Source organism: Streptomyces sp. NBC_00433, from assembly GCA_036015235.1.
GTDB lineage: Bacteria > Actinomycetota > Actinomycetes > Streptomycetales > Streptomycetaceae > Actinacidiphila.
In genome coordinates this window covers 5286891-5308679 of sequence record CP107926.1, presented here as the reverse complement: position 1 = coordinate 5308679, position 21789 = coordinate 5286891, and the positions used below count along the sequence as shown (strand labels likewise).

19 protein-coding genes are annotated in these 21789 nt (G+C 68.6%); 8 read left to right on the top strand and 11 right to left on the bottom strand.

The genetic code is table 11. The features are described from left to right. The first annotated feature begins 303 nt into the window (after positions 1-303). Positions 304-777 (top strand): MobC family plasmid mobilization relaxosome protein, encoded by a 474-nt coding sequence (locus tag OG900_22780; GenBank protein WUH92654.1) that lies wholly within the window; start codon positions 304-306, stop codon positions 775-777. Further along, positions 774-2471: a relaxase/mobilization nuclease domain-containing protein gene (locus OG900_22775; GenBank protein WUH92653.1), complete on the top strand. Its 1698-nt coding sequence runs from the start codon at positions 774-776 to the stop codon at positions 2469-2471. Before OG900_22780 ends, OG900_22775 begins: the two co-directional genes overlap by 4 nt. 16 nt (positions 2472-2487) lie before the next feature. On the opposite strand, the gene OG900_22770 is transcribed toward OG900_22775, so the two are convergent. The 8 genes from OG900_22770 to OG900_22735 all read right to left on the bottom strand — a co-directional run bounded on the left by OG900_22770 (position 2488) and on the right by OG900_22735 (position 12739). Next, positions 2488-4461, bottom strand: a complete 1974-nt coding sequence (locus OG900_22770; GenBank protein WUH92652.1) for an ABC transporter ATP-binding protein/permease — start codon at positions 4459-4461, stop codon at positions 2488-2490. Positions 4462-4778: 317 nt separating this feature from the next. Then, complete coding sequence (locus tag OG900_22765) at positions 4779-6143, bottom strand: glutamine synthetase family protein (GenBank protein WUH92651.1); 1365 nt, start codon at positions 6141-6143, stop codon at positions 4779-4781. Beyond that, complete coding sequence (locus tag OG900_22760) at positions 6143-7672, bottom strand: amino acid permease (GenBank protein ID WUH92650.1); 1530 nt, start codon at positions 7670-7672, stop codon at positions 6143-6145. Before OG900_22760 ends, OG900_22765 begins: the two co-directional genes overlap by 1 nt. 63 nt (positions 7673-7735) lie before the next feature. After that, positions 7736-8773 carry a hypothetical protein gene (locus OG900_22755; GenBank protein WUH92649.1) on the bottom strand — a complete coding sequence of 346 codons (1038 nt, stop codon included), beginning with the start codon at positions 8771-8773 and terminating at the stop codon, positions 7736-7738. Then, positions 8773-9621 (bottom strand): hypothetical protein, encoded by an 849-nt coding sequence (locus OG900_22750; GenBank protein ID WUH92648.1) that lies wholly within the window; start codon positions 9619-9621, stop codon positions 8773-8775. Before OG900_22750 ends, OG900_22755 begins: the two co-directional genes overlap by 1 nt. A gap of 379 nt (positions 9622-10000) precedes the next feature. Then, positions 10001-10717 carry an SDR family NAD(P)-dependent oxidoreductase gene (locus OG900_22745; GenBank protein ID WUH92647.1) on the bottom strand — a complete coding sequence of 239 codons (717 nt, stop codon included), beginning with the start codon at positions 10715-10717 and terminating at the stop codon, positions 10001-10003. 4 nt (positions 10718-10721) lie between these two features. Next, positions 10722-12281: a helix-turn-helix domain-containing protein gene (locus OG900_22740; GenBank protein ID WUH92646.1), complete on the bottom strand. Its 1560-nt coding sequence runs from the start codon at positions 12279-12281 to the stop codon at positions 10722-10724. After that, the gene (locus OG900_22735) at positions 12278-12739 is read right to left on the bottom strand and encodes an ATP-binding protein (GenBank protein WUH92645.1); all 462 of its coding nucleotides are present in this window, start codon (positions 12737-12739) and stop codon (positions 12278-12280) included. The genes OG900_22740 and OG900_22735 overlap by 4 nt, the downstream gene beginning before the upstream one ends. Before the next feature lie 215 nt (positions 12740-12954). On the opposite strand from OG900_22735, the gene OG900_22730 reads away from it, so the two are divergent. Both OG900_22730 and OG900_22725 read left to right on the top strand, forming a co-directional pair. Further along, positions 12955-13827, top strand: coding sequence for a helix-turn-helix domain-containing protein (locus OG900_22730; protein ID WUH92644.1), 873 nt, complete (start codon positions 12955-12957; stop codon positions 13825-13827). A 17-nt stretch (positions 13828-13844) separates the two neighbouring features. Then, positions 13845-14060, top strand: coding sequence for a DUF397 domain-containing protein (locus OG900_22725; protein WUH95880.1), 216 nt, complete (start codon positions 13845-13847; stop codon positions 14058-14060). Between the two features lie 31 nt (positions 14061-14091). Here the strand turns inward: OG900_22725 and OG900_22720 are convergent, their stop codons facing one another. Both OG900_22720 and OG900_22715 read right to left on the bottom strand, forming a co-directional pair. Then, positions 14092-14805 carry an SDR family NAD(P)-dependent oxidoreductase gene (locus OG900_22720; protein WUH92643.1) on the bottom strand — a complete coding sequence of 238 codons (714 nt, stop codon included), beginning with the start codon at positions 14803-14805 and terminating at the stop codon, positions 14092-14094. Further along, positions 14802-16064: a hypothetical protein gene (locus OG900_22715; protein ID WUH92642.1), complete on the bottom strand. Its 1263-nt coding sequence runs from the start codon at positions 16062-16064 to the stop codon at positions 14802-14804. The genes OG900_22720 and OG900_22715 overlap by 4 nt, the downstream gene beginning before the upstream one ends. Before the next feature lie 390 nt (positions 16065-16454). On the opposite strand from OG900_22715, the gene OG900_22710 reads away from it, so the two are divergent. The 4 genes from OG900_22710 to OG900_22695 all read left to right on the top strand — a co-directional run bounded on the left by OG900_22710 (position 16455) and on the right by OG900_22695 (position 19820). Continuing rightward, positions 16455-16811 carry a hypothetical protein gene (locus OG900_22710; protein WUH92641.1) on the top strand — a complete coding sequence of 119 codons (357 nt, stop codon included), beginning with the start codon at positions 16455-16457 and terminating at the stop codon, positions 16809-16811. 95 nt (positions 16812-16906) lie between these two features. After that, entirely contained in the window at positions 16907-18118 is a 1212-nt protein-coding gene (locus OG900_22705) for a radical SAM protein (GenBank protein ID WUH92640.1), read from the top strand. An 11-nt stretch (positions 18119-18129) separates the two neighbouring features. Next, positions 18130-19038, top strand: a complete 909-nt coding sequence (locus OG900_22700) for a radical SAM protein (protein ID WUH92639.1) — start codon at positions 18130-18132, stop codon at positions 19036-19038. After that, the gene (locus OG900_22695; GenBank protein ID WUH92638.1) at positions 19035-19820 is read left to right on the top strand and encodes a hypothetical protein; all 786 of its coding nucleotides are present in this window, start codon (positions 19035-19037) and stop codon (positions 19818-19820) included. The genes OG900_22700 and OG900_22695 overlap by 4 nt, the downstream gene beginning before the upstream one ends. A 151-nt stretch (positions 19821-19971) precedes the next feature. Here OG900_22695 and aspS read toward each other — a convergent pair whose 3' ends face one another. Then, a complete protein-coding gene (aspS, locus tag OG900_22690; protein ID WUH92637.1) occupies positions 19972-21294 on the bottom strand; it encodes an aspartate--tRNA(Asn) ligase in 1323 nt (440 codons plus the stop codon). Positions 21295-21789 lie beyond the last annotated feature (495 nt).

The following is a 21789-nucleotide window of genomic DNA, read 5'->3' as shown; positions in this document are numbered from 1 at the left end:
GCGACGAAAAAAACGACAGCGCCCCAACCCCTCAGCACGAGGCTGGCGACGCAGCGGCGTCCGGTCCGACCCATCCACACACACCCCATCGCCGAAACGAGCGCCCTGATGTCCGTCCGCAACGAAACCCCCGCCGTCCCCACTCCACGCACCCGCTCTGTCCCCGACGAGACCAGTACCGCCTACGCCCACTCCCCCAACGGCACGGAGACCACCAAAAGCCCAGCCACCAGCGGAGCAAGTTGTGCGTTCGGACACTCCCCCGTCGGGGGAGCGCCCTGCACGCGGTCCTGCGCCCCGGGGGTGGCGCACGACACCGGCCGCCAGGGGGCGACCGGTACGGGGTGCGGGCCCGAGGGCGGCCCCGCACCAAGGACAGCCCCATCGCGTACGCGACCGCAGCGACGCACCCGTACGCGTCAGAACAAGCAGCGCACCGCTGTCAGCGTCCGCCTCAGCACCACCGAACGCACCGAAGTAAAGGCCGCCGCCGACCACACCGGCGCGAGCCTCGCCAAGTTCATGGCACAGGCATCACTCGCAACCGCCCACGACATCAACCGCGTCGCGGCGAACCTGCTCGACCTGCGCGGCACCATCCGCGAACTCATGGCCGCCCGAACCGACCTGGCCCGGATCGGCAACAACATCAACCAGATCGCCCGCGCCATCAACTCCGGCGGCGACCCCATCGGTACCGAGGCCGCTCTCGCCGAGGTCCGCCGCGTTACCGCTCGCCTCGAAGCCGCCGCCCAGACCCTGGCGGACCGCGCATGATCCCGTCCATCCACAAAGCAGGCTCCAACACCGCCGGTGCGATCGGCTACCTCTACCGCACCGGCCGCGGCCACGAGGCCCACACCGACCCGCACCTCGTCGCCTCCTTCGACGGCCTGGCCCCGGACCCCGCCCGCGATCCGGACGCCACCTTCAAACAGCTGGCCGGCTACCTTGACCTGCCCGTCGAAGCCGTCGACCCCGCCGAACGGCCCGCCCAGCCTGTCTGGCACTGCTCAGTGCGCGCCGCACCCGAAGACCCTGTGCTCACCGACGTGCAGTGGGCCGACATCGCCCGCCGCATGGTCCACGCCACCGGCATCGCACCCGAAGGCGACGACGCCGCCTGCCGCTGGATCGCCGTCCGCCACGCCGACGACCACATCCACATCCTGGCCACCAAGGTCCGCCAGGACGGCACCAAACCCCGCGACTCCTACTCCTACAAACGCGCCCAAGCCGAAGCCCGCCAGATCGAAGCCGACTACGGACTGCGCCGCGTCACCCCCGGCGACGGGACCGCAGCCAAACGCCCCACCCGCGCCGAAACCGAAAAAGCCCACCGCACCGGCCGCCAGCGCACCCCACGCGAACAACTCCGCGCAACTATCCGCACCGTCGTGGCCGTCTCCACCAGCCCCGAGGAGTTCTTCCACTACCTGGCCAGCAGCGGCATGAAGGTCGAAGTCCTGCGCTTCCCCTCCGGCGACATCCGCGGCTACAAAGTCGCCCTCGACGGCGACACCAACGCCGCAGGCCAGCCGATCTGGTTCTCCGGCTCCACCCTCGCCCCCGACCTGTCCTACCCCCAGATCCGCAACCGCCTCACCGCCACCGAACCCCCAATGACCGGCCCCCGCCGGCCCGACCCCTGGCACCAGGCCACCGCCGCCACCGAACGCATCCCCCAACACCTCGACCGAAACGACGACCCGGCTTCCCAAGCTCAGATCGCCGCCTTTGCCGAAGCCCTTGACGCCCTCCCCGTCCGAGCTCCCGCGCATCTGCGACCCCAGCTCCGCCAGGCCGCCCTGGACTTCGAACGCGCCAGCCGCTCCCGTATCCAAGCCGAGCACCAGCACGCCCGAGCCCTACGAGGCGCCATCCGCACCATAGCCAGGCAACCCACCACCGGCGACGGCGCCGGACTGGCGATGTTCCTCGACGCCGCGATCCTCGCCGCGCTCGCCATCCAACGCTGGCACTCCGCCCGCCACCACAACCAGCAAGTCGAAGCCACCCGCCGCACCCTCACCGACCTCCAAGCCGCCTACGACCAGGCCGCCAGCGCTCCCTTGGCCGCCCTGACCGCCCGCCGCCCACTCGGCCCCGTCGTGGAGAACCGTGCCGAAGAGGTCCGCCAGACCGTCCCGGCACACGCCGACCACATCCTCGGCGATCCCGCCTGGCCAGCGCTCGCCACCGCCCTGACCGACGCCGAGGCCGCCGGCCACAACCCCAAACGGCTCCTCGAACAAGCGGCTGGCCAACGCACGCTGACCGACGCGCGATCCCCCGCCCAGGTCCTCACCTGGCGCATCCAGCGTCTCGCCCACCGGCAGGTCCCCAGTCTCCGAGCCCAGGCCGCTATGGCCCGCAGTACAACGGCACGCCCTACCGCGGGCGTCACACCCATTTCAGCAACGCCGCCACCGGGCGGTCCGTCCACGCCCGGTAACCGTCAGCGCCGCTGAATGCAGAGGGGGGCGTTTAAAAGAGGACTGCGTCCTGAGTGCGTGCACCGTTCTTGTCCTGGGCCGGGACGGTCGGCTCGCGGTCGTTCTGCAGTATCCACAGGTCGTGGAAAAGTCCAGGAGCGTCGCGGAGCTGAGTAAAGGTGCCGTACTGGACGATGCGGCCGCGGTCGAGGACGGCGATCTTGTCGGCGACGGCGACGTTCGTCAGACGGTGGGTGACCAGGACGACGGCGTGGTCGGCGGCGATACGGCGCAAGCCGGTGAAGATGCGGTGTTCGGCGCGGGAGTCGAGAGCGGCGGTGGGTTCGTCCAGGACGAGCAGGCCAGCGTCCCGGTGGAAGGCGCGGGCCAGGGCTATGCGCTGCCACTGGCCGCCGGACAGTTCCTGGCCGCCCCACCACTCGCGGGCCAGCAGCGTGTCGAGTCCCGAGCGCAGTGCGGTGACGACCTCATCGGCGCCGGAGGCCTCGGCCGCTGACCGTACCGTGCTGTCGGCCCCCGGGAGCGGCTGGCCGAGGGTGATGTTGTCGCGTGCGGTCAGCGGCCACTTTGCGTAGTCCTGGGGTACGACCGCGACGCGAGCCCAGGCCGCGTGCGCGTCCAAGGCGCGGATGTCGGCGCCGTCCCAGGTGACGCTGCCGCTGGTGGGAAGGTAGAGGGCGGACAGGAGCTTGCTCAACGTGGTCTTGCCCGAGCCGTTCTCACCGACCAGAGCGAGGACTTCGCCGCGCCGCACCTCGAGGGTGATGCCGTCCAGGGCGGGCTTGTCGGCGTGCGGGTAGGTGTACGACAACCGGTTCGCCCGTACGACCTCCGGTCCGGCGGGAACGACTTCGCCGCGATTGATGCGGTGGCCACCGGCTTCGTCGAGGAAATCCGACCAGTCGTCGAGGTACATCCCCGTGCGGAAGATGATCGCGCCGTAACCGACGATGCCGTGCAGCCCGACGGCAACCGATCGCAGGGCGAAAGTGGCGGTACCTGCGGACGCGACGGAGATGCGACCGGTGCCGATGAGGAAGAGCAGCGCGGCCCAGACCACGCCTGCGGCAAGTCCCCCGGCCAGGCTGCCGATGAGCGACATCTTCGCCGCGCGCCAGGCAGCACGGTCGGTGGCGACGTCCACGCGGGCGCCGGCAGCCCGGTAGCGGCCGAGCAGAAAATCGGCCATGGTGCCGGAGCGGATCTGGTCGGCGTTCTGCTTGTCGACCAGGTTCCAGCGCAGGATGCCCAGCAGGCGGCGGTCCTTCATCGTGTCCAGCGACGCCAGATACGTCAGCCGCGCTCCCTTCACGCCGGCCACCGCCTGCGGCAGCGCGGCAAGCACGAGCAAAGGCAGCAGCACCGGGTGGACGCTGGTCAAGACGGCCGAGGCGGCGACCAGGGAAGCGGCCGAGGCCAGGATGTTCTGTGACTGGTTGAGCATGTCCTGCGAGACCTCGACACCCCGATCGGCCGCGTCCCAGCGGTCGTTGAAGCCCGGGTGGTCGTACGCGGCCAGCTCCGCGTGGGTCGCCGCGTCCAGCAGCCGCAGCTCCGCCTCCCGGGATATCCGGGGGGACAGGCGGGTCGACAGCCCGCCGACGGCAATGCCGAGTACCGCGCGAACACCGGCCGCCGAGGCGAGCAACACCAGAGACGGTGCGGCCTGGCGCAGGCGCTCGACGATGTGGCCTGACGCAATGACCGCGGTGATGGTGCCGGTCAGGGCCAGCAGCCCGAGCGCTTCCAGCACCCCGGACAGCACCTGACAGATCAGCAGTGCGATCACCGCGTTGCGGTCGACATGCCAGGCCATCTGAAGTGCGCGGCCCACCAGTTGGGGAAGCCGACGGGCCATCGCCCGCAAGGTGATCGCGTGACCGGCCTCCAGCCGCCGATCCCCTGGGAACTCGAGCCGCATCTCTTCCGGCACCGAGGTCCGGGTCTTGCCAGGCTCGCTTTCCGTGCTCTGCCGCTGAGAACCTAAATGGGCCTTTTCCGTCATGAGGTGTCCGCCTTCCGCCGTTTTATCTGCCGGTCGTCAGCTGGAGCAGTTGTTCCTCGACGTCGCCGAGGTGGGACTGGATACGCGCGACGGTTTCGCGCTTGTGGTCCCATCCCAGTAGCCGGTGAGCACCGCCGCCGCTTCGGGAGGCCCGAAAACGACAGAACGATGAACCACGCGGTCCACCCTCTAGGCCTGCCGGCACCACGGCGGCGGAGCGTCTCACCGTACGCATCGCGTCGGCCCGTCGTCGGGGCGCTTGAGCAAGTCCTCGACTGCGGGAGGTCGTGACCACCCTCCGGCGCCGGCTTCCAGGGTCATGCATCGTGGAACCCCCGGTCGCGTTCGATGTCGGTGACGCGGGTCGCGGCCACATCGCATTCGATCTGTGCTGCCGTGGCGTAATGCGCGACCACCTCCTTGCCGAGCAGGTCTGCTGCGGTCGCGCTGTCGCGGAAGGCGTCCACGGCGGGTTGGATTGTGGAGGCCAGCGCAGGGGAGTCGGTGGTGTAGGCGTTGCCGGTGATCGCGGATGGCGGTTGCAGTTCGCGGGTGATGCCGAAGCGGCAGGCAGCGAGCACGGCAGCTATGGCGAGGTAGGGATTGGCGTCGGCTCCCGCAAGACGGATCTCCAGGTGGAGACCGCTCCCGTGGCCGGTAACGCGTACCGCGCAAGTGCGGTTGTCCCATCCCCAAGTGGCCCGGGTGGGTGCGAACGAGTGAGGGCGCAGCCGCTTGTAGGAGTTTGCCGTCGGGAGCAGAAGCGGCAGCAGCCGGGGCAAGCCCTCTACAAGTCCGGCGACCGTGTGGGCGCCCGTCGCGGACAGGCCTCCGCCTTCGGTCGGGACGACGGGTCGGTCGCCGTCGCGCCAGAGCGAGAGGTGGATGTGCATCCCGTTGCCGACGCCGGTGACCGGGGCGGCCATGAAAGTGGCGCTGTTCTCCGTCCACGGGGTGACTGTCTTAATGGTGTGCTTGAACACGGCGTGGTTGTCTGCCGCCGTCAGAGCCTCGCCATAGTGGAAGGTGATCTCGACCTGGCCGGGTGCGGCCTCGGTCTTGACCGCTTCCACCGGCAGCCCCCCTTCGGTCAGGAGCTCTTCCATCTCGTGGAGGTACTCACCGACGGCCAGTGGCTGGACAAGGGCGTAGTCGAGATTCCGTGGTGTGAGCGGCTCCATGGTGTGCGGGACCCGCTCGCAGCTGCCGCGGTAGACGGTGAATTCGGTCTCCAGGCCGACCTTGGCCGTCAGTCCCAGCTCGGCAAGCCGGCCGATCTGATCCTGCAGGACCTGCCGGGGAGCCGTGACCAGCGGTTGCCCGTGGGAGTCCTGGGCGTCAGCGAGGACCAGCGCACCACCGCCGTGCCAGGGCAGGCGGCGCAGGGTGCCGAGGTCCGGGACCAGCCGCATGTCGCCGTAGCCGGTCTCCCACGAGGCCGCCCCGAAGCCGGGGAGGGGGCGCATCTCGACGTCGGTGGCGAGGAGATACGCGCACGCCTCCGCGGTGCCGGTCAGCAACCGTTCGACGAAACCGCGAGCCTGGTGGCGCTTGCCGACCAGCCGCCCCTGCATGTCCGCAACGGCAAGCGTTACCGTCTCGACCTCGCCGTCGGCGACCGCCGCTCGGAGCTCGTCGGCTGTGATCAAGCCGCCCGGAATCTTCTGGCTGAGCGGTCCCATCACACAATTCCTTCCGCGTACTGGGCCATCTCCTCGCCGCCGGCCAGTTGCGCAGCCTCGTAGGTGCGCTGCCCGGCAGTCCGCCACCAGACGGCAGCGAGGATCAGGACGACGACAAGGGCGACAGGGGCGTAGTTAAACGAGGACAGGGTTATCAGGTGGCCCGCAGGCCTGGTCTGCGGCAGGCAGAACAGCACCGTCACGAACGCCACCCACACCACCGCCGCCCAGCCCACCAGTCTGCTCCACCTGCCCAGGTGCCACGGACCGCGCTGGAACCTGCGCCCGGCGCGCAGACGCAAGTAGATGGGGATGGCGTACGCCGGGGTGATGCCGATGACGTTGATCGCGGTGACCGCGCCGTACGCGACGGTGCTGTAGAGCGCGGGCAGTGCCAGAACCGCTGCCACGGCGACCGCCAGCCACACCGCCCGGGTCGGTGTGCCCGTGCGGCCCGAGACCCGTCGCCACATGGACGAGCCTGGCAGCGCGCCATCGCGGGAGAACGCGAAGACCATCCGGGAGCAGGCGGCGACCTCGGCGTTCCCGCAGAAGAGCTGGGCAACGATCACGATGAGCAGCAGGGCCTTCGCACCGCCGGAGCCGAGCGCGTCGAGGAAGATCTGCGCCGGCGGCACACCGGTCGCCGTGCCTTGCGTCCTGGCGTAGCTCTGGATGGCGTAGGTCAGACCGGCCAGCAGGACGAAGCCCGCGATCCACGACCAGCCGATCGCGTGGACGATGCCGCGTGGTGCGCTGACCTGGGCTTTGGTGGTCTCCTCCGACAGGTGGGCGGAGGCGTCGTAGCCGCAGAAGGTGTACTGCGCGAGGAGCAGTCCGATCAGCAGCACGTACCAGTTGCTCGACCACCCGGTGTCGTTGACGAACGTGGTGAACATGAAGTGCGGAGACTGGTGGTGGGTCGGTACGAGCACCAGGCCGCCGACGATCACCGCGACGCCGGTCAGGTGCCACCACACGCTGACGGAGTTGAGGATCGTCACCAGCCGCACACCGAACAGGTTCGATATGGCGTGCAGTAGCAGGATCGCCAGGTAGATCAGCATCGTCTTCCCCGGCGTGGGCATGAAGCCCCACTGGAGGTTGGCGAAAGCGCCCGCGAACAGGGCGCAGCCGTAGTCGATACCGGCGATGGCCCCGAGCAGGCCCAGCAGGTTGAGCCAGCCGGTGTACCAGCCCCACCGCGGACCGCCCAGGCGGTTGGCCATGTCGAACAGCGCCCCGCTGGTCGGGTACGCGCTGGTCACCTCCGCCAGAGCCGCGCCGACCAGCATCACCATCGCCCCGACGAACACCCAGCCCCACAGCATCACCGCCGGGCCACCGGTCGCCATCCCGAACCCGTACAGCGTCATGCACCCGGACAGAACGCTGATCACGGAGAAGCTGATGGCGAAGTTGCCGAAGCCGCTCATCCTCCGGCTCAGTTCGGGCTCGTATCCCAGCTGGCGGAGCAAGTGGTCATCGTCCAGCGCCGACTCGACGGCGCCACGTTCAGCATGCGACATCGCACAACCTTCCAAGGAAAAAGGACAGGACAAGCCGGCGGCCCAACGGGTCGCCGGTGAAGTTCAGTTGGTCGAGGTGCGCGGGCCCGCCCGCGCCGGGCCAGCCACCGCCAGGCACTGGCGGCGAGCCTTGAGAAACTCCTCCACGCCGGATTGCGGATCGCCCGGCTCCGCGGCGACCAGACTCCACGGCTGGGCAGTCGCGTACCGGCCGATGGCGTCGAACACCTCGGCCGCCTCGGCGTAGCGGCGGCCCGCCCACAGGGCGTGGGCCAGGTGGTTCAGGTCCAGCACCGAGCGCTCAGCGGGGACCGAGCGCTCGAACCACCCCACTAGCGCGCGCTGGACGTCATTGATCAATGGCTCACGGGTCCACTGCGCCCGCCCGATCGCGTCGTACCGGCCGCGCTCCCGCTTGTCGCGGTAGTGCTGGGCATAGGCGTACAGGGGCAGTACGAGCAGGGCCGAGGCAGACTCCAGCGGCACCCATCCCCCGACCCAGTGCGCGAAGTTCAGGGCCGGCGCCGACCCTCCCGACCGCGCGTTCAAGAGGAACTGCAGTGCCCGGTGATGCGCCTCGCGGTTGTACGGATCCCGCCGCTGCACCTCCGCCAGCAACCGCCACGGGCCGGGCGGCAGCATCTCCTCCGGCGCCGGCATCCGGTGTTCCGGCTCCAGCTGCCGCGGATCCACCTGCGCCAACGCCAGCAGGCACACCCACGGCACCGGGTCATCCGGCGCCGCCCTGGCGGCGGCCCACACAGCCGTCCGTGCCTCCACCGCCAACTCCGCGGTGCCGTCCCGCCCGGAACGGTGGGCGCGCAGCACCCGCTCGGTGCCCACTCGCGCCCGCATCATCAGGGCGTCAGCCCCGCTGGGGTCGTCCAGCAGCCACTCCCGTACAACATGCGACCGAGCTGCCGCGGCTGCCAGGACCTGGGACCGTGACGTCCGCAACTCCCAGCGAGTGCGGGTCTTTGCGAGCAGATCCCGCATGGCGACCCATCTGCCGATACGCACTTCTTCGAGTGCTGCCCGTAACTCGCCGTCAGGACCTGCCGGGTGGGGAGCGAGCCGGTACGTCGCCTCATTGCCGGCCATCAACGCATACCGCGAAGGGGCGAAGTCGCTGCCGGTAGTCCGTGGTCTAACCGGTCGTGTCCGACAGCACCTCGCGGATCAAGGGAGGCATCTCGTTCTGCGCTCGGGTCGGCGATAGGCCCAAGCTCGGTGCGGGCACTGCCGGAGTGCTGGAAGTCCTCGTGATCGAAACCGTGAACAACCCCGGCGATGAGTGCAGCGAGCAGCAGGTGAGGGTCCGCCCCTGGGACGGATACGCGGACTTCCAACCCTGCGTCGGCACCGAGTCTGACGGGACTGACCTTTACGAATGCCGCGCCGTCCTTCCCTGCGTCGGGTTCGGCGTCCCCGGCGAGGTACAGCTGGACCAGATTGGGCAGCACTTCGCGCAGCCCGATCATGGCGTGCTCAGCTGCGACGCACACCTCTCCGTCGTCGTGCGACAGGCGCAGGCGCAGTCTCATCTCGCCCATCGGAACGGTTGCGCCGGGGTCGGCGTGGGACGGGAACCAGCGCGGGTCGCCTCCGATCGCGGCAAGAGCCCGGCTGCAGAGGTGCTGCTGGTCGCAGGCCGTCATCGGCTCGCGGGCCGGCATGGCCGTCTCGATCCGCCGGGGGTGCGAGCGGGTCCTCACGGAGTCCACCGGCAGCCCGATCTCGTCGAAGGTGGCGATGACACAGACGAGGAGGTCCACCAGCGGGTCAGGAGAGTCGCTCGCGTCGGCCCTCCCATTCGCTCCCGGCAGCTGGATCTCCTGGGGGAGCAGCCACTCGGTCTGGATGGCGACCTGCATGTCGATCCCGACAGCCGCCAGGTGGTCAAGCCGCCGGTGCAGTGCCTGGCGGGGGGAGTGCCCGGCGACCTTCACAGGCCGTCGGTCGGCCCGATCCGGATCCAGGGGTTCCGGGGCAGCAGGAACCGCGGCGGCGAGAGGCGAAAGACCTTGGCGCTGAGGGATCACGGCGACCTGCCCGGGGGACCAGTAGCGAACCGGCAACCGGTCGGGGAGCGCGCCTTGCCCGAGAGGAGTCGGGGGCTGGCCCACGCCGATCCGCAAGCGCCTATGTGTACGCGCTGAGCCGGAGTGGACGGTGGACGCCACGCCGGCGATACGGGGGATCGTCGGCGCGGCAGCCCCAGACCATCACCGTCCCCGTGCGGCGCCAAGGTCGAAGCTGTCGGCTTCGTGTGTGCACCGGGGTGCAGATGCGTTCAAAGGGTTCCGCAGGGTGCCGCAGGTCCGGCATCTACCAAGGGAGGTGCTCTCGCCCCTGGAAGAACTCCCCCGTCGGGCCGTCGTCCGGAAGCTCGCTCAGCCACAGGAGGTCCTCTGCCGCCTGCTCCGGTGTCTGCTTCGCCGAGCCGTAGCTGAGGCGTGTCGTGACCGTCCCGGGAGACACGGCGTTGACCAGGATGTTCTCGTCTCCGGTCTCAGCGGCGAAGACGCGGGTCAGCGCGTTGAGAGCGGCTTTTGACACCCGGTAGGCCGGGCTGCCCGCCGACTCCATCAGGGCAAGACTTCCCATCCGGCTGCTGACGTTGGTGATCCGTCCATAGCCACCCTCCCGCATGAGGGGGACGGCCTCCATGCAGCACTGCCAGGGGCCGACGAGGTTGGCGTCCAAGGTGGACCGGATCTTGCCGACGTCGTGGGCGGAAGGTCGGCGGTTGCGGTCGATGGCGACGCCGGCGTTGTTGACCAGGACGTCCAGGCGGCCGAGGTCGCGCCCCACGTCGGCGAAGAGCCGGAAGACGCTGATGGGGTCTGTGACGTCCAGTTCCCCCGCCTCTACGAGCAGGCCCTCGTCCCGGAGCGGCCCGGCAGCGGCCTCCGCGTCCGGGAGTCTGCGGGCGGTCAGGACGACGCAGAGGCCCCGCCGCGCCAGACCGGTGGCGATGGCAAGTCCCAGGCCCCGGTTGGCGCCGGTGACGACGGCGACGCGCTGTGCGGTGGGAGTGGTCACGCCTTCATGCGATCAGATCGCGGGTCCGTTCGTCCAGGTCCCGCACCGCGGGTGTGCCTTCGTACGGCCGCAGGAGCGTGCGCACCGACGCCAGGCGCGCCCGGTTGCGCGTCGAGCTCTCGGCTGCGACGGCGGGTGCTGTCTCCCCCAGCAGCACACAGGCGTGCTCCACTTCTCCCAGCGCCAGGGCGGATTCGGCCTGCCAGAGCCGGTACGTGGTCAGGTCCCGGGCACGGGACCGCGGCTGGTCACGTACCGCCGACTCCAACAGCCGGGTGCTCGCGTCGTGCCGGCCGAGGACCAGGTGGCATGCGGCGGTCTGCGCCGTCAGTTCGGCCGGGCCGAAGTAGTTGACGTACGCGGGATGGTCGTCACGACCGAGCGCCTGGTCCAGGAGGTCTTCCGCCTGGCCGAGCAGCGCGTCGCACTGCGGGCCGTCGTGCAGTACGGCGTGGATTCTCGCCTGGCGTACCGCGAGCATGGCTTGCACCCGCGACGGGGCGCTGCAGGTTGCCTGGCGGGCGGCGTCGGCCAGGACGAGGGCGTCGTGGGCGCGCTCGGACTCGATCATCAGCAGAGCCGTGCACTTGATGATGTTCGCGCCGAGAGCGCGGTCCTCGGCGGCATGCGCGGCACGCAGGCCGGTGACGAAGTAGCGCTCCGCGGATGCCTTCATTCCGATGTCGAAACTGGCCCACCCGGCGATGCGTGCGAGTTCGCCGGCCACTTGGAACAGTCGCCGCTCAACCGAGCCGCGCAGCACCCCCTGCTTCAGAACCTCCGTGACGGTCCGGAGTTCGGCGTCGATCACGGACCGTGCGGCGCCACCGCCGTGGAGGTCGTCCAAAGAGCGAAGGGTCGGGAGGCGCAGTTCCAGGGATGCGACGAGGTCCTCGGCCGTACCGTCGCGGGTCGCTGCAGCGGCCCCAGGGACGTGTTCGGCCCCAGGCCAGTTCGCCGCCAGTACCGCAGCGCTCTCGGCACCAAGGGTCAGGAATGTTCGCCGGTCCACCAGCGCCTCGCCTACGGTCGAGTCGAGGGCGGCCACCGCGGCCGGGGTGGTCCACGGCGTATCGACGTCGACGCCCTCCCTGCCAGGTAACCACGTGGGCCACGGCTGCGAGAAGAGGCGGTCCACGGGTACGCCCAACTCGACGGCCAAGGCGCGTTGGGTGGTCTCGTCCGGTACGACGCTCCTGTTCTCCCAACGCCAGACCTTGCCGCGCTCGCGGGGACCGCCGATACGGGCGGCGATGCGGCGAGCCAGCTCCTCCTGAGACCACCCGCGCTCGGTGCGCACCACCGCAAGCGGGTGTGGGAGGGCTCGGCGGGCCGACGTGTCGACGGGGATGTCCTTCATGCGCTCTCGCTCGGCCAGTTCGGCTCTCGCGCGCCGGAGCAGGGCGAGTTCGGGGAGAACCTTGCCCGTTTCGATCTCAGACAGCCGCGGAGCGGAGATGCCGATCGCGGCGGCAAGTTCCGACTGCCGTAATCCGAGCGCCCGGCGCTTCTGTCGGATCTGGCGCCCGACGGTGGATTCGTAGGCGGGAACGGACCTGGTCACCGGTCGGCCAGGCCGATCCGGGCCCATACACGGCGGCAGCCGTCCGGCCCCGGAAGCGTCGGCGCAACTCCCCAGTCGGAGCTGAGTGCTTCGACCAGCAGCAGCCCGCGGCCGTGTTCGTCCTCGGATCGCGTGTCTGGCGGAGGCGCAGCGGTGTGTGCTCCCTCTCGCACTACGTGCTCACGGATCTCGATGCGCAGGTCCGCGGCGCCGGCCTCGATCCGACAGCTGACCACATCGCCATAGCCGTGCAGGACGGCATTGCTGACCAACTCGCTGAACACCAGCTCTGCTTCCTGGAGCGCGTCCGCTGGGACATGCCAGGCCTCGAATTGCGCCCGTGCCCAGTGCCTGACGTCCGGCAAGGTGGTCGGTGCCCGGTGCAGCACACAGACCTCGACCTGCGGTCCGGCACCCGGCGGAGCCGCAGGCTGCCGGTGAGCGAGACCCGTCATCATCGATCGCCTCTAAGCGTCCGACGCTGGACAACTCGCGTGCCAGAAGGGGCCTTTGAAGTGAGCGAAGTGAAGTGGGTCACCTGACCACTATGTGCGCCACACTATCGGTCCGCAAGAGTCGTTCTGAATTTTTCAGAACGCAGCGTATCGACCTGGGCGAGTAGTCAACTCCGTGGCAGACTCGACCACATGAGGGTTCAGCAGCAGGTCACGTCATGAGCGGCGCCCGCTCTGTCGCACCGCCTCCGGCACCCACCGTGCTGCGCATGGTCCTCGGCAACCGGTTGGCTGCACTCCGGCAGGCTGCCGGCGCCTCGTACGAGCAGGCAGCCGCCGAGATCGGAGCCTCCGCACTCACCGTGCGCCGCCTGGAGAACGGCGATGTCGGGTTGAAGCCCGCCTACGTGAAGCTCCTTCTCGCGGCATACGGCGTCCCTCCGGACGAGACCGCGGAGTTCCTCCACTTGGTCACCGAGGCCAGGAAACCAGGCTGGTGGCACCGCTACCGCGACGCCCTCCCCAGCTGGTTCAGCGCCTTCGTCAGCCTGGAGAACAGTGCGGAGGAAATCAGGATCTACGAGCCGCAGTTCGTCAGCGGCCTCCTCCAGGTCGACGTCTACGCTCGTGCCGTTCTCAACGTCAGCGTGCCGCCGGCCTCCCCCGACGAAGTAGAGCGGCGCCTCGCGCTGCGCATGGCCCGCCAGGAGCTCCTGCACCGGCCGAGTGCACCCACCATCATGACGATCATGGACGAGGCGGTCTTCCGCCGCCCGGCCGCAGGCCCCGAGATCATGCTGGCCCAGATCGACCACCTGCTCGAAGTCGCCACCTCCGACCGGATCGCCCTGCAGTACCTCCCCTTTGCCGCCGGTCCGCACGCCGCCCCCGGCCCTATCCACTTCTTCCGGTTCGCGCAGCCGGAACTGCCGGACATCGCCTACGCCGAAAGCCTCACGAGCGCCGTCTACCTCGACGAGGACGAAGACGTCGTCGCGCACCTGCAGGTCCTCGACAGGCTGTCCGAGATGGCCGAGTCGGAAGCACAGACCAGGGTCTTCCTGGAAGGAATACGCAAGGAGTACCGGTGACCCTCATCTACAACGGCATGCCCGCGCTGGAGCTGGGCGAGGACGGTTGGCACAAGGACTGGAGCGGCCCGAACGGCGGCGCCTGCGTCGAGATCAAAACGCTGCCGGACGGCGGTGTCGCCGTACGCCAGTCGACGGTCCCCAGCGGCCCGGCGCTGATCTTCAACCGCCAGGAGTGGGCCGCCTTCGTGTCCGGGGTCAAGGGCGGCCAGGCCGACTTCTCGCTGGACTGAGGCGCGGGGCGGCAATGATGGGGCCTTTGAACTACCAGGGCAGCGGCGCACGCTCGTGGAACAGGCCACCGGTTGGCCCGTCGTCCGGGAGGGTGGCCAGCCAGACTGGTGTGTCGGCGCCGTCCGCGGCTGAGCGGTCGGTTTCTCCGTAGGCCATCCTCGTGTCCATGCGGCCTGGCGACACGGCGTTGACCAGGATGCCGCTTCCTTCGAGTTCTGCGGCGAGAATGCCGGTCAGGGCGTTGAGGCCCGCCTTGGAGACCCGATAGGCCACGTTGCCCGCGCCCATGTTGCTCAGCGAGCCGAGATGGCTGGTGATGTTGACGATGCGGCCGTAGCCGTTCTTGCGCATCTCGCGGACGGCAGCGGCGCTGAGTCGCCAGGCGCCGACGAGGTTGGCGTCGAGCGTGGCTCGGACCTTTTCGAAGTCCGGCCCGGCGGCGGGCTGGCCTCGATCGATCGCCACGGCGGCGTTGTTCACCAGGACGTCGAGTCGTCCTGCGCTGTTCGCGACGTCTGCTACTGCACGGGCGACGCTTGCTGGGTCGGTGACATCGAGTTGATGGGAGCGGACGTCGTGGCCCTCTTTGGACAGAGCCTCCACCGCGTCCCGTCCAGAGAGTTCGTCCCGGGTGCCGATGACGACGTGAAGCCCGTACTCGGTGAGGCGGCGAGCGATGGCGAGGCCGAGGCCTCGGTTGCCGCCGGATATCAGCGCGACTCGGCGCGGCGTGCGATCGGTCATGCGACCAGTGTGGCGAGGCCGGTATCGAGTTGCACGGCCCGGGGGTCGGATCTCTCGAACGGAAGGCGGTCTCGGACGGCCTTCGCGCGCACGATGTTCCGCTGGGAGGGGGCTTCGTGGATGAGTTCGACAGCCGACAGCAGGAGGCTGATCGCGTGTTCGGCCTCCCCCAAGGCAAGCTGGGTGGACGACAGGCGGATGACGTACGTCGCGCGGTCACGGGCCTTTGCCTCGGGCATCAGAGCCAGTGCGCCGGCGAAGGAGCGTCCGGCATCGGCCTGCCTGCCCAGATCGATGTGGCAGGTTCCGACCTGGGCGTGGAATTCGGCTTCGTCGAAGTAGGCGGTCCATCCCGGTTCGCCGTCGGAACCGGCAGATCTGGCGTAGGCACGCTCTGCTGCAGCGAGGACATGGTCGCAGGCCGCCCGGTTTCCGCACGCGGCCTCCGCCCGCGCCTGCCGGAGGAGAAGCATCGCCTGCGCCCTGGCAGTGACCGGCCCGGCGCCGTCCACAGCCGTGCGGGCCAGATCGAGGGACGCGCGGAACATGCCGTGGTCGTAGCACTGCAGGCTCATGGACTTGAGAATGTTCGCTGCGACCGCAGGGTCGTCGGCGCAGTGGGCGGCCCGCAGGCCCGTCGTCCAGTACCTCTGTGCGGCTGAGTGCAGTCCCGCGTCGAATGAGGCGAAGCCCGCGATCCGGCCCAGTTCAGCGGCCAGACGGTAGAGGCGTCGGCCGGATGCCGCGGAGTACGAGGATCTGTCCAGGATCCTGGTGACGATGCCGAGTTCGGCGTCCAGCAGCTTCCGAGCCCGCTCGCCGCCGCAGGCGGCCTCCAGCTCCCTCAACCGCGGCAGACCATCCTCCATCCGCGCGACCAGGTGGTCACCGACCCGGCCGCCGGACAGCACCTCGGTCAGCGCCGGCGGTTCGACGGCAAGCCACTCCTCGGCCAGCCCGACGAGAGTCGGGCCGCTCAATTTCATGAACGCGCGTCGATCGAGGATGGCGTGCTCCAATGTGTCGTTCAGTGCCTGGAGCGTCCCCGGCGCCGTCCACGAGAAACCTGTGCGGATGGGGTCGCCGTCCGGGAGCCAGGCGGGCCAGCGCTGGCTGCGTACCTGGTCCTCGGGGACGCCCAATTCCTCGGCAATGGCGAGTTGGCTCGGCAGGTCCGGCTCGACACCCCAGTTCTCCCAGCGCCATGCCTTGTCGCGGCGAGCAGAGCCGTTGGTCCCTCGGGCAACGATGTCGACCACGTCCTGGAACGTCCACCCCTTCGCGGCACGTACGCAACTGAGCGGATGAACTAATCGCGAAGCGGCCTGGCTTCCCGCCATCGACACCCCCAAAGTCGTCTCACAGGGTAGCGAAACAAGCACCCACCGGAGCCTCTGCGGCCGGATCTCGTCGGCCAGGAAACAACACGAAAACAACAGCTGCTCCATGGCTGAGCCGCTGCACCCGGCTGTTAGCTGGTCTCTTCCGCCGGTCCCGGCGAGCTGTGCGAGACCGAGGACCCCGGCGCCGACGGATGGTGACCTTGATCGCCCGGGAGCGCCCTCATGGACAAGGCCCAGCGAATTGCCGGGACCTCACAGCAACGCCAGATCCGAGACAGACAGCGCCAACGACAGGAGACGAGTGCTATGCCGACACCTCGCCGAGCCAAGAGCGACCACCTGATCTACGCGGACGTCGTCGACTCGAAGACCAAGGCAGGGGTCTGGATGGGCGAGCGTGACGCCTTCCAGGCCAAGCAGGCCGAGATCCTCGAAGGGGTCAAGGACAAGACCGACTGGGTCCCGGTCGAAAACGCCATCATGATCGTCACCACCGAGCCCGCCGGAATCACGTTCATCGCCGCCAACCCGACTCTGCCCGGCGTCATCGTCCTCGCCGACGGTGGCTCCCCGGAGGCCTCGGCACGGCTGCAGGCCACGGGTGAGGACCTGGTCCGCAAGGTGATGACCGAGCGCGGGATCGTCGCCGAGGAAGCCGCGTAGTTCCGGTGGCCTCCTCCCAGCTCCTGTGGGGGAAGTACATCCAGTACGACCGGGACGGGCAGGCTGCTCTGCTCGACCCGGTCACGCTGGAGAGCGTGTACCTCGACCGCGGGGAGGTCACTGACCTCTCCGCGGTCCCCCCGACCGCGACGCACACAGCTCTCTCCGAGCTCGGCTTCACGCCCGACACCCCGCAGTCGGACCCGCGTGAGGCACTCCGTTCCCGCCTCAGCAACCTCGGCCTTGATGCCACACCGGTCAGGATCAGTGGCCTTCGTGTGGTGCTCACCGACCGCTGCAACATGGCATGCAGCTACTGCTTCGTCGACACGAACACCGGCAAGCCGGACATGAGCGAGGACGACCTCGTCGCAGGCCTGACGTACCTGTTCGAGACCAACGCCGGCCGAGACGAGGTGGCCGTCCAGTGGTTCGGCGGCGAACCGACAACCCGCTTCGACCTGATGCAGTACGGCGACGACCTCGCCGACAAGCTCGCAACCGAACACGGCGTAAAGCAGGTTCGGCGCACCGTCGTCACCAACGGCGCCCGCCTCACCGACGATATGGCCGAGCATTTCGCCCGCTACCGGTACGGGGTCGGCGTCTCCATCGACGGGCCGCCGTCCGTCAACTCCGCGCACCGACGGCTCCTCGGCGGGCAAGCGGCTGATGACCGCATCCGCCGCAACGTGCGCCGGCTCCTGGAGATCGACGGCATCCATGTGGGCTGCAATCTCACCCCGACCCCGGCGAACATCGGCCGCCTGGCCGAGACCGTCACCTGGATCATCGAGGAACTCGGCCTGAAGTTCATCTACGCCAACACCCCCATCCCCACCGGTGGTCGGTGGATCGTCGACGGGGCCGACCTGTCGAAGGAGCTGTACCAGGCGCGACTTGTCGCCCTGGGCCGCGGCGGAATGATGTTCTCCGTCCTTGACCGCGCCTTCCAGGCACTCGACCGGCGTCGACCCATGTTGCTGGACCACATGCAGAGCGACCGCACCCTGAACGCGGCGCTGCTACCAGGGCAGCGGGTCAGTCTGTGCGACATCAACTTCACCGAGCCTGCGTTTCTCCACACCCTTGATGAAATCCGGGCCGACGCAGGTCTCCTGGGCGGCATTGCCAAGGAAGTGGCACCTCTGCCGCAGTGCGGCACTTGTCCGGCGTTGGCGATCTGTGGCGGCCCCTCCCGCAACGAGCAACTGCTGATCGGTGGGGAGCGGCCGGACCCGCAGATGTGCGCGTTCTACACCAGCACGGTCGAGATCGCCGTGTGGGACAGCACGGGGCTGCAGTGAACACCCACACCGTGACCACGCCGCCCGCACCACGGACCGGCCGTGGGAGGTTTCGGTCGGCGCTGATCAGCACCGCCGGCCATTGCAAGATCGCATGTGGTTTCTGCTTCCGCGCCGACCGAGCCCACGGCTACCTCGCCCTGCCCCTCTACACTCGCAGCCTGTCCCGACTGAAGGAAGCAGGTGCCGAAGAGATCTGTCTCACTGGTGGCGAGCCTGCCCACCATCCGGAACTGCGGCAACTCGTCCGCCTGGCCCATCAGTTCGGTATGCCGATCTCCGCGGTCACTTCCGCCCGCATTCCCGAGGACGTGGAGCGGCTGGAGGAAGTGGCGCATCTGCTGGCCAACGTCACCGTGTCCGCGGACTCAGCCGCCGCGATGAGGCTCGGTCGGACCCAACGCAGCGCCGCCACGGGGATGGCTACCCTCGACAAGCTCAGCGTCACACTGGGCAGGGTCTTGCACGTCACCTACTGGCAGCTCACCGATGCCGAGTGCCGCGCCCTGCACGATCTGGTTGCCGAATCGAAGACAGAGGTCCAATTCAGTCCGGTCATGCTCGACGAAGCCGACCGGGCTCGCGCCGGGTGGAGCGTGACCGACTATCTCCGTCAGCAGAGCGACGACACCACCCTGTTGGGCGCCCACTTCCGCCTCACGCCGCGCTTCCGCCGACACGTCCAAGACCTCCAGGCCCTGCACCGCGAACCGCCTGGGAGGCGACGTTGCCAGGGCAGGTCCCTGTACGTGTCCGCGGCAGGTGAGATCCGCCGTTGTCCGTACGGCAAAGCCTCAGTGAGCGTGACCGCCCCCAGGACGACAATCCGCGACTTCCTCGACGCCGAGCCCCAGGAGTGGACCACCCCTTCCTGCGCGGCCATCTGCCGCGCCGAACCCCCACCTGCGAGCAGCCCATGACAAACCCCATCAGAACCCGAGACGAGTTCCTCAACCGCTGGCGCATCCCGCCGAACTTCCTGGTCCACAGGGAACTGATCAGCTTCGACTACAGCCCCCCGCTCGCCATCGACGTTCTCGACGAGGTCCGACAGGACGAGGATGTAAGGTTCACGATTCTCGGCGCCGACGACTGGGCGCTCCGCATGGATCGCACCGCCGCCTTCCGCACCGCCCCGATCGACGAGATCGTCACGTGGCCGTTCCGTCTGGTGCACTTCAACCTCACCCGCTTCTACCCCGCCATCCTCGCCGGCTTCCAAGAACAGGTCATGATCCCCTGGCGCACCCGGATGTCCGGCTGGGGATACACGTGGCAACGGTGCGCGCCCCAGCTCTTCCTGTCCACAGCCGGCGCCGCGTCGACGTATCACAACGACAACTCCCACGGCCTGGTCTGGCAGATCGAAGGCACCAAGACGTTCCACAGCTTCTACGACCCCGACCGCATCCTCTCCGCCGACGCCGCGGTCGTCGGCGAGACCACCGCCGAGGAGCCACCCGAGCACGCGCCCGCCGACCGGCTCTCTGTCCGTATGGAGCCGGGCGACCGGCTGTGGAGTCACGCCTTGACCCCGCACTGGGTGACCACCGAGTCACCACTCGCGATGAGTATCACCCTCGCCCACGGCGGGCTCTGCCATCAGGGCCGCTTCTCAGAGCGGGAGTTGGCGCTGCGCGCCTACTGGGACAAGCATCCCGACGAAGCCTGGATGCACGATCTCCGCAACGTCCGCTACTGACCGGTCCTCCCGGACGGGCAAGGCACAGGATGGCACTCGGCCACCAGTACCGGGGCCGACGAACGCGCTACACGCGAGGCAAGTGACACGACCATGCTGGGGCGGTCAGCAAGAGTGCCGACCGCCCCAATCCCATGAAACGGCACGGGTTCTACGGGGTGAGCCGGTTCGGTCCGCGGAAGAGGAAGGCGGCCTCGCGGATGGAGTCGAGTCCGAGCAGGACCATCAGTACCCGGCCCAGGCCCATACCGAGGCCTCCGTGCGGCGGGCAGCCGAAGCGGAAAGCGTTCAGGTAGTCCTGCAACGGCTCGGTTCTCATGCCCTTTTCAGCGGCCTGCTTGAGCAGCACGTCGTACCGGTGCTCACGCTGGGCGCCGGTGGTGACCTCCAGGCCCTTCCACAGCAGGTCGAAGCTCAGCGTCGAGCCCGGGTCGCTTTCTGGGCGCATGTGATAAAAGGGGCGGATGCTTGTCGGGTAGTGCGTGATGAACACCCACTCGTGCCCGGTCTTCTCCTCGAAGTGCGCGGAGATACCGCGCTCGCCCTCCGGGTCCAGGTCCTCCTTCTCACCGGCAGGGTCCCAGCCGCCCGCCCGCAGGATCTTCTGGGCTTCCGCCATGGTCACCCGTGGAAATGGCGTCGTGGGGACCGTGACCTCGACGCCGAAGGTCTCGCGGATCGCCTCACCGTGAACGTCGGCGACCGTGGCGATGGCGTGGGTGAGCATCTGCTCCTCGAAGACCATGACGTCCTCGACGTCGTCGATCCAGGCGAGCTCCACGTCCACGCCGGTGAACTCCGTCGCATGCCTCGATGTGAACGACGGCTCGGCGCGGAAAACGGGGCCGATCTCGAACACCTTGTCGATGCCGGCGGAAATCGCCATCTGCTTGTAGAACTGTGGGCTCTGCGCTAGGTACGCGGAGCGATCGAAGTAGCCGAGCTTGAATACCTCGGCCCCGGACTCGCTCGCGGTTCCCATCAGCTTCGGGGTGTGCATCTCGGTGCAGCCCTGGCTGTAGGCGTACTCGCGCATGCCCTGCTCGAGGGTGGTCTGCACGGCGAACAGCAGCTGTGCTTGCGGACGCATCCGCACGTCGAGGAACCGCCAGTCGAGGCGGTGCTCCAAGCCGGTGTTCTCGTCGATCGGCAGGGGCGTCTCGGCTCGGTTCAGCACCTCGACCTGCTCGGGCACGATCTCCAGGCCGCCGAGGTTCACGATCGGGTTGTCGACTACGCGGCCGGTGATCCTGACCGCGGACTCGGTGGTCAGGCTCTCCAGAGCGGCTTCGGTGCTGTCGCTCTCGCCGCCACGTTTGTGGGTGACCTGCACCATTCCGGTGTGGTCGCGGACGATGACGAATTGCATCTTGCGCTGCAGCCTGAGGGCGTTCACCCAGCCGCAGACAGAAACGGTCTCGCCGACGTGTTCTCGCAGGTCGGAGACCAATACGCGGGTGGTCGTGTGGATCATCTCGGCCCTCCAGGGGCGTCGTCATGATCCCTTCGGGGCGTGGGCGAGAAGGGGACTCGCGGTGCCACCACGCCTTTGCCGCCACCAGATGGCGACGACCTCATTCGGACCCGGTCACGGGGGCCAGTCGGCGGGGCATTGGGCCGTATCGAACGGCTGTTCCTCCCCGCGCTCGGGAGGGTCTTCACGTGGGGCGCGAGGCTGCCTTCACAGCTACCAGCAGCTCTCTCTGCTCGCGGATCCCGCCGCTACTTGTCTCCTTCAACGCGTTGACGCTGAGCATAGCTGGCCAGGGAGGGTAGAGCGGCAAGATTTCGCAGTAAGCCACCAGACCTCAGTGGCTCAGCTCTTCCGTCGGTGTTGTTGCCCGACCGCTTCAGTCATAGAATAATACTGCAGGAAATTTCCAGTTCACTTTCACGGCGGTTGCACCACTGGTGGCCAACGGGAATCCGACAGGGAGATTCCGGGCTTACCGAGAATTACGCCCGCCGC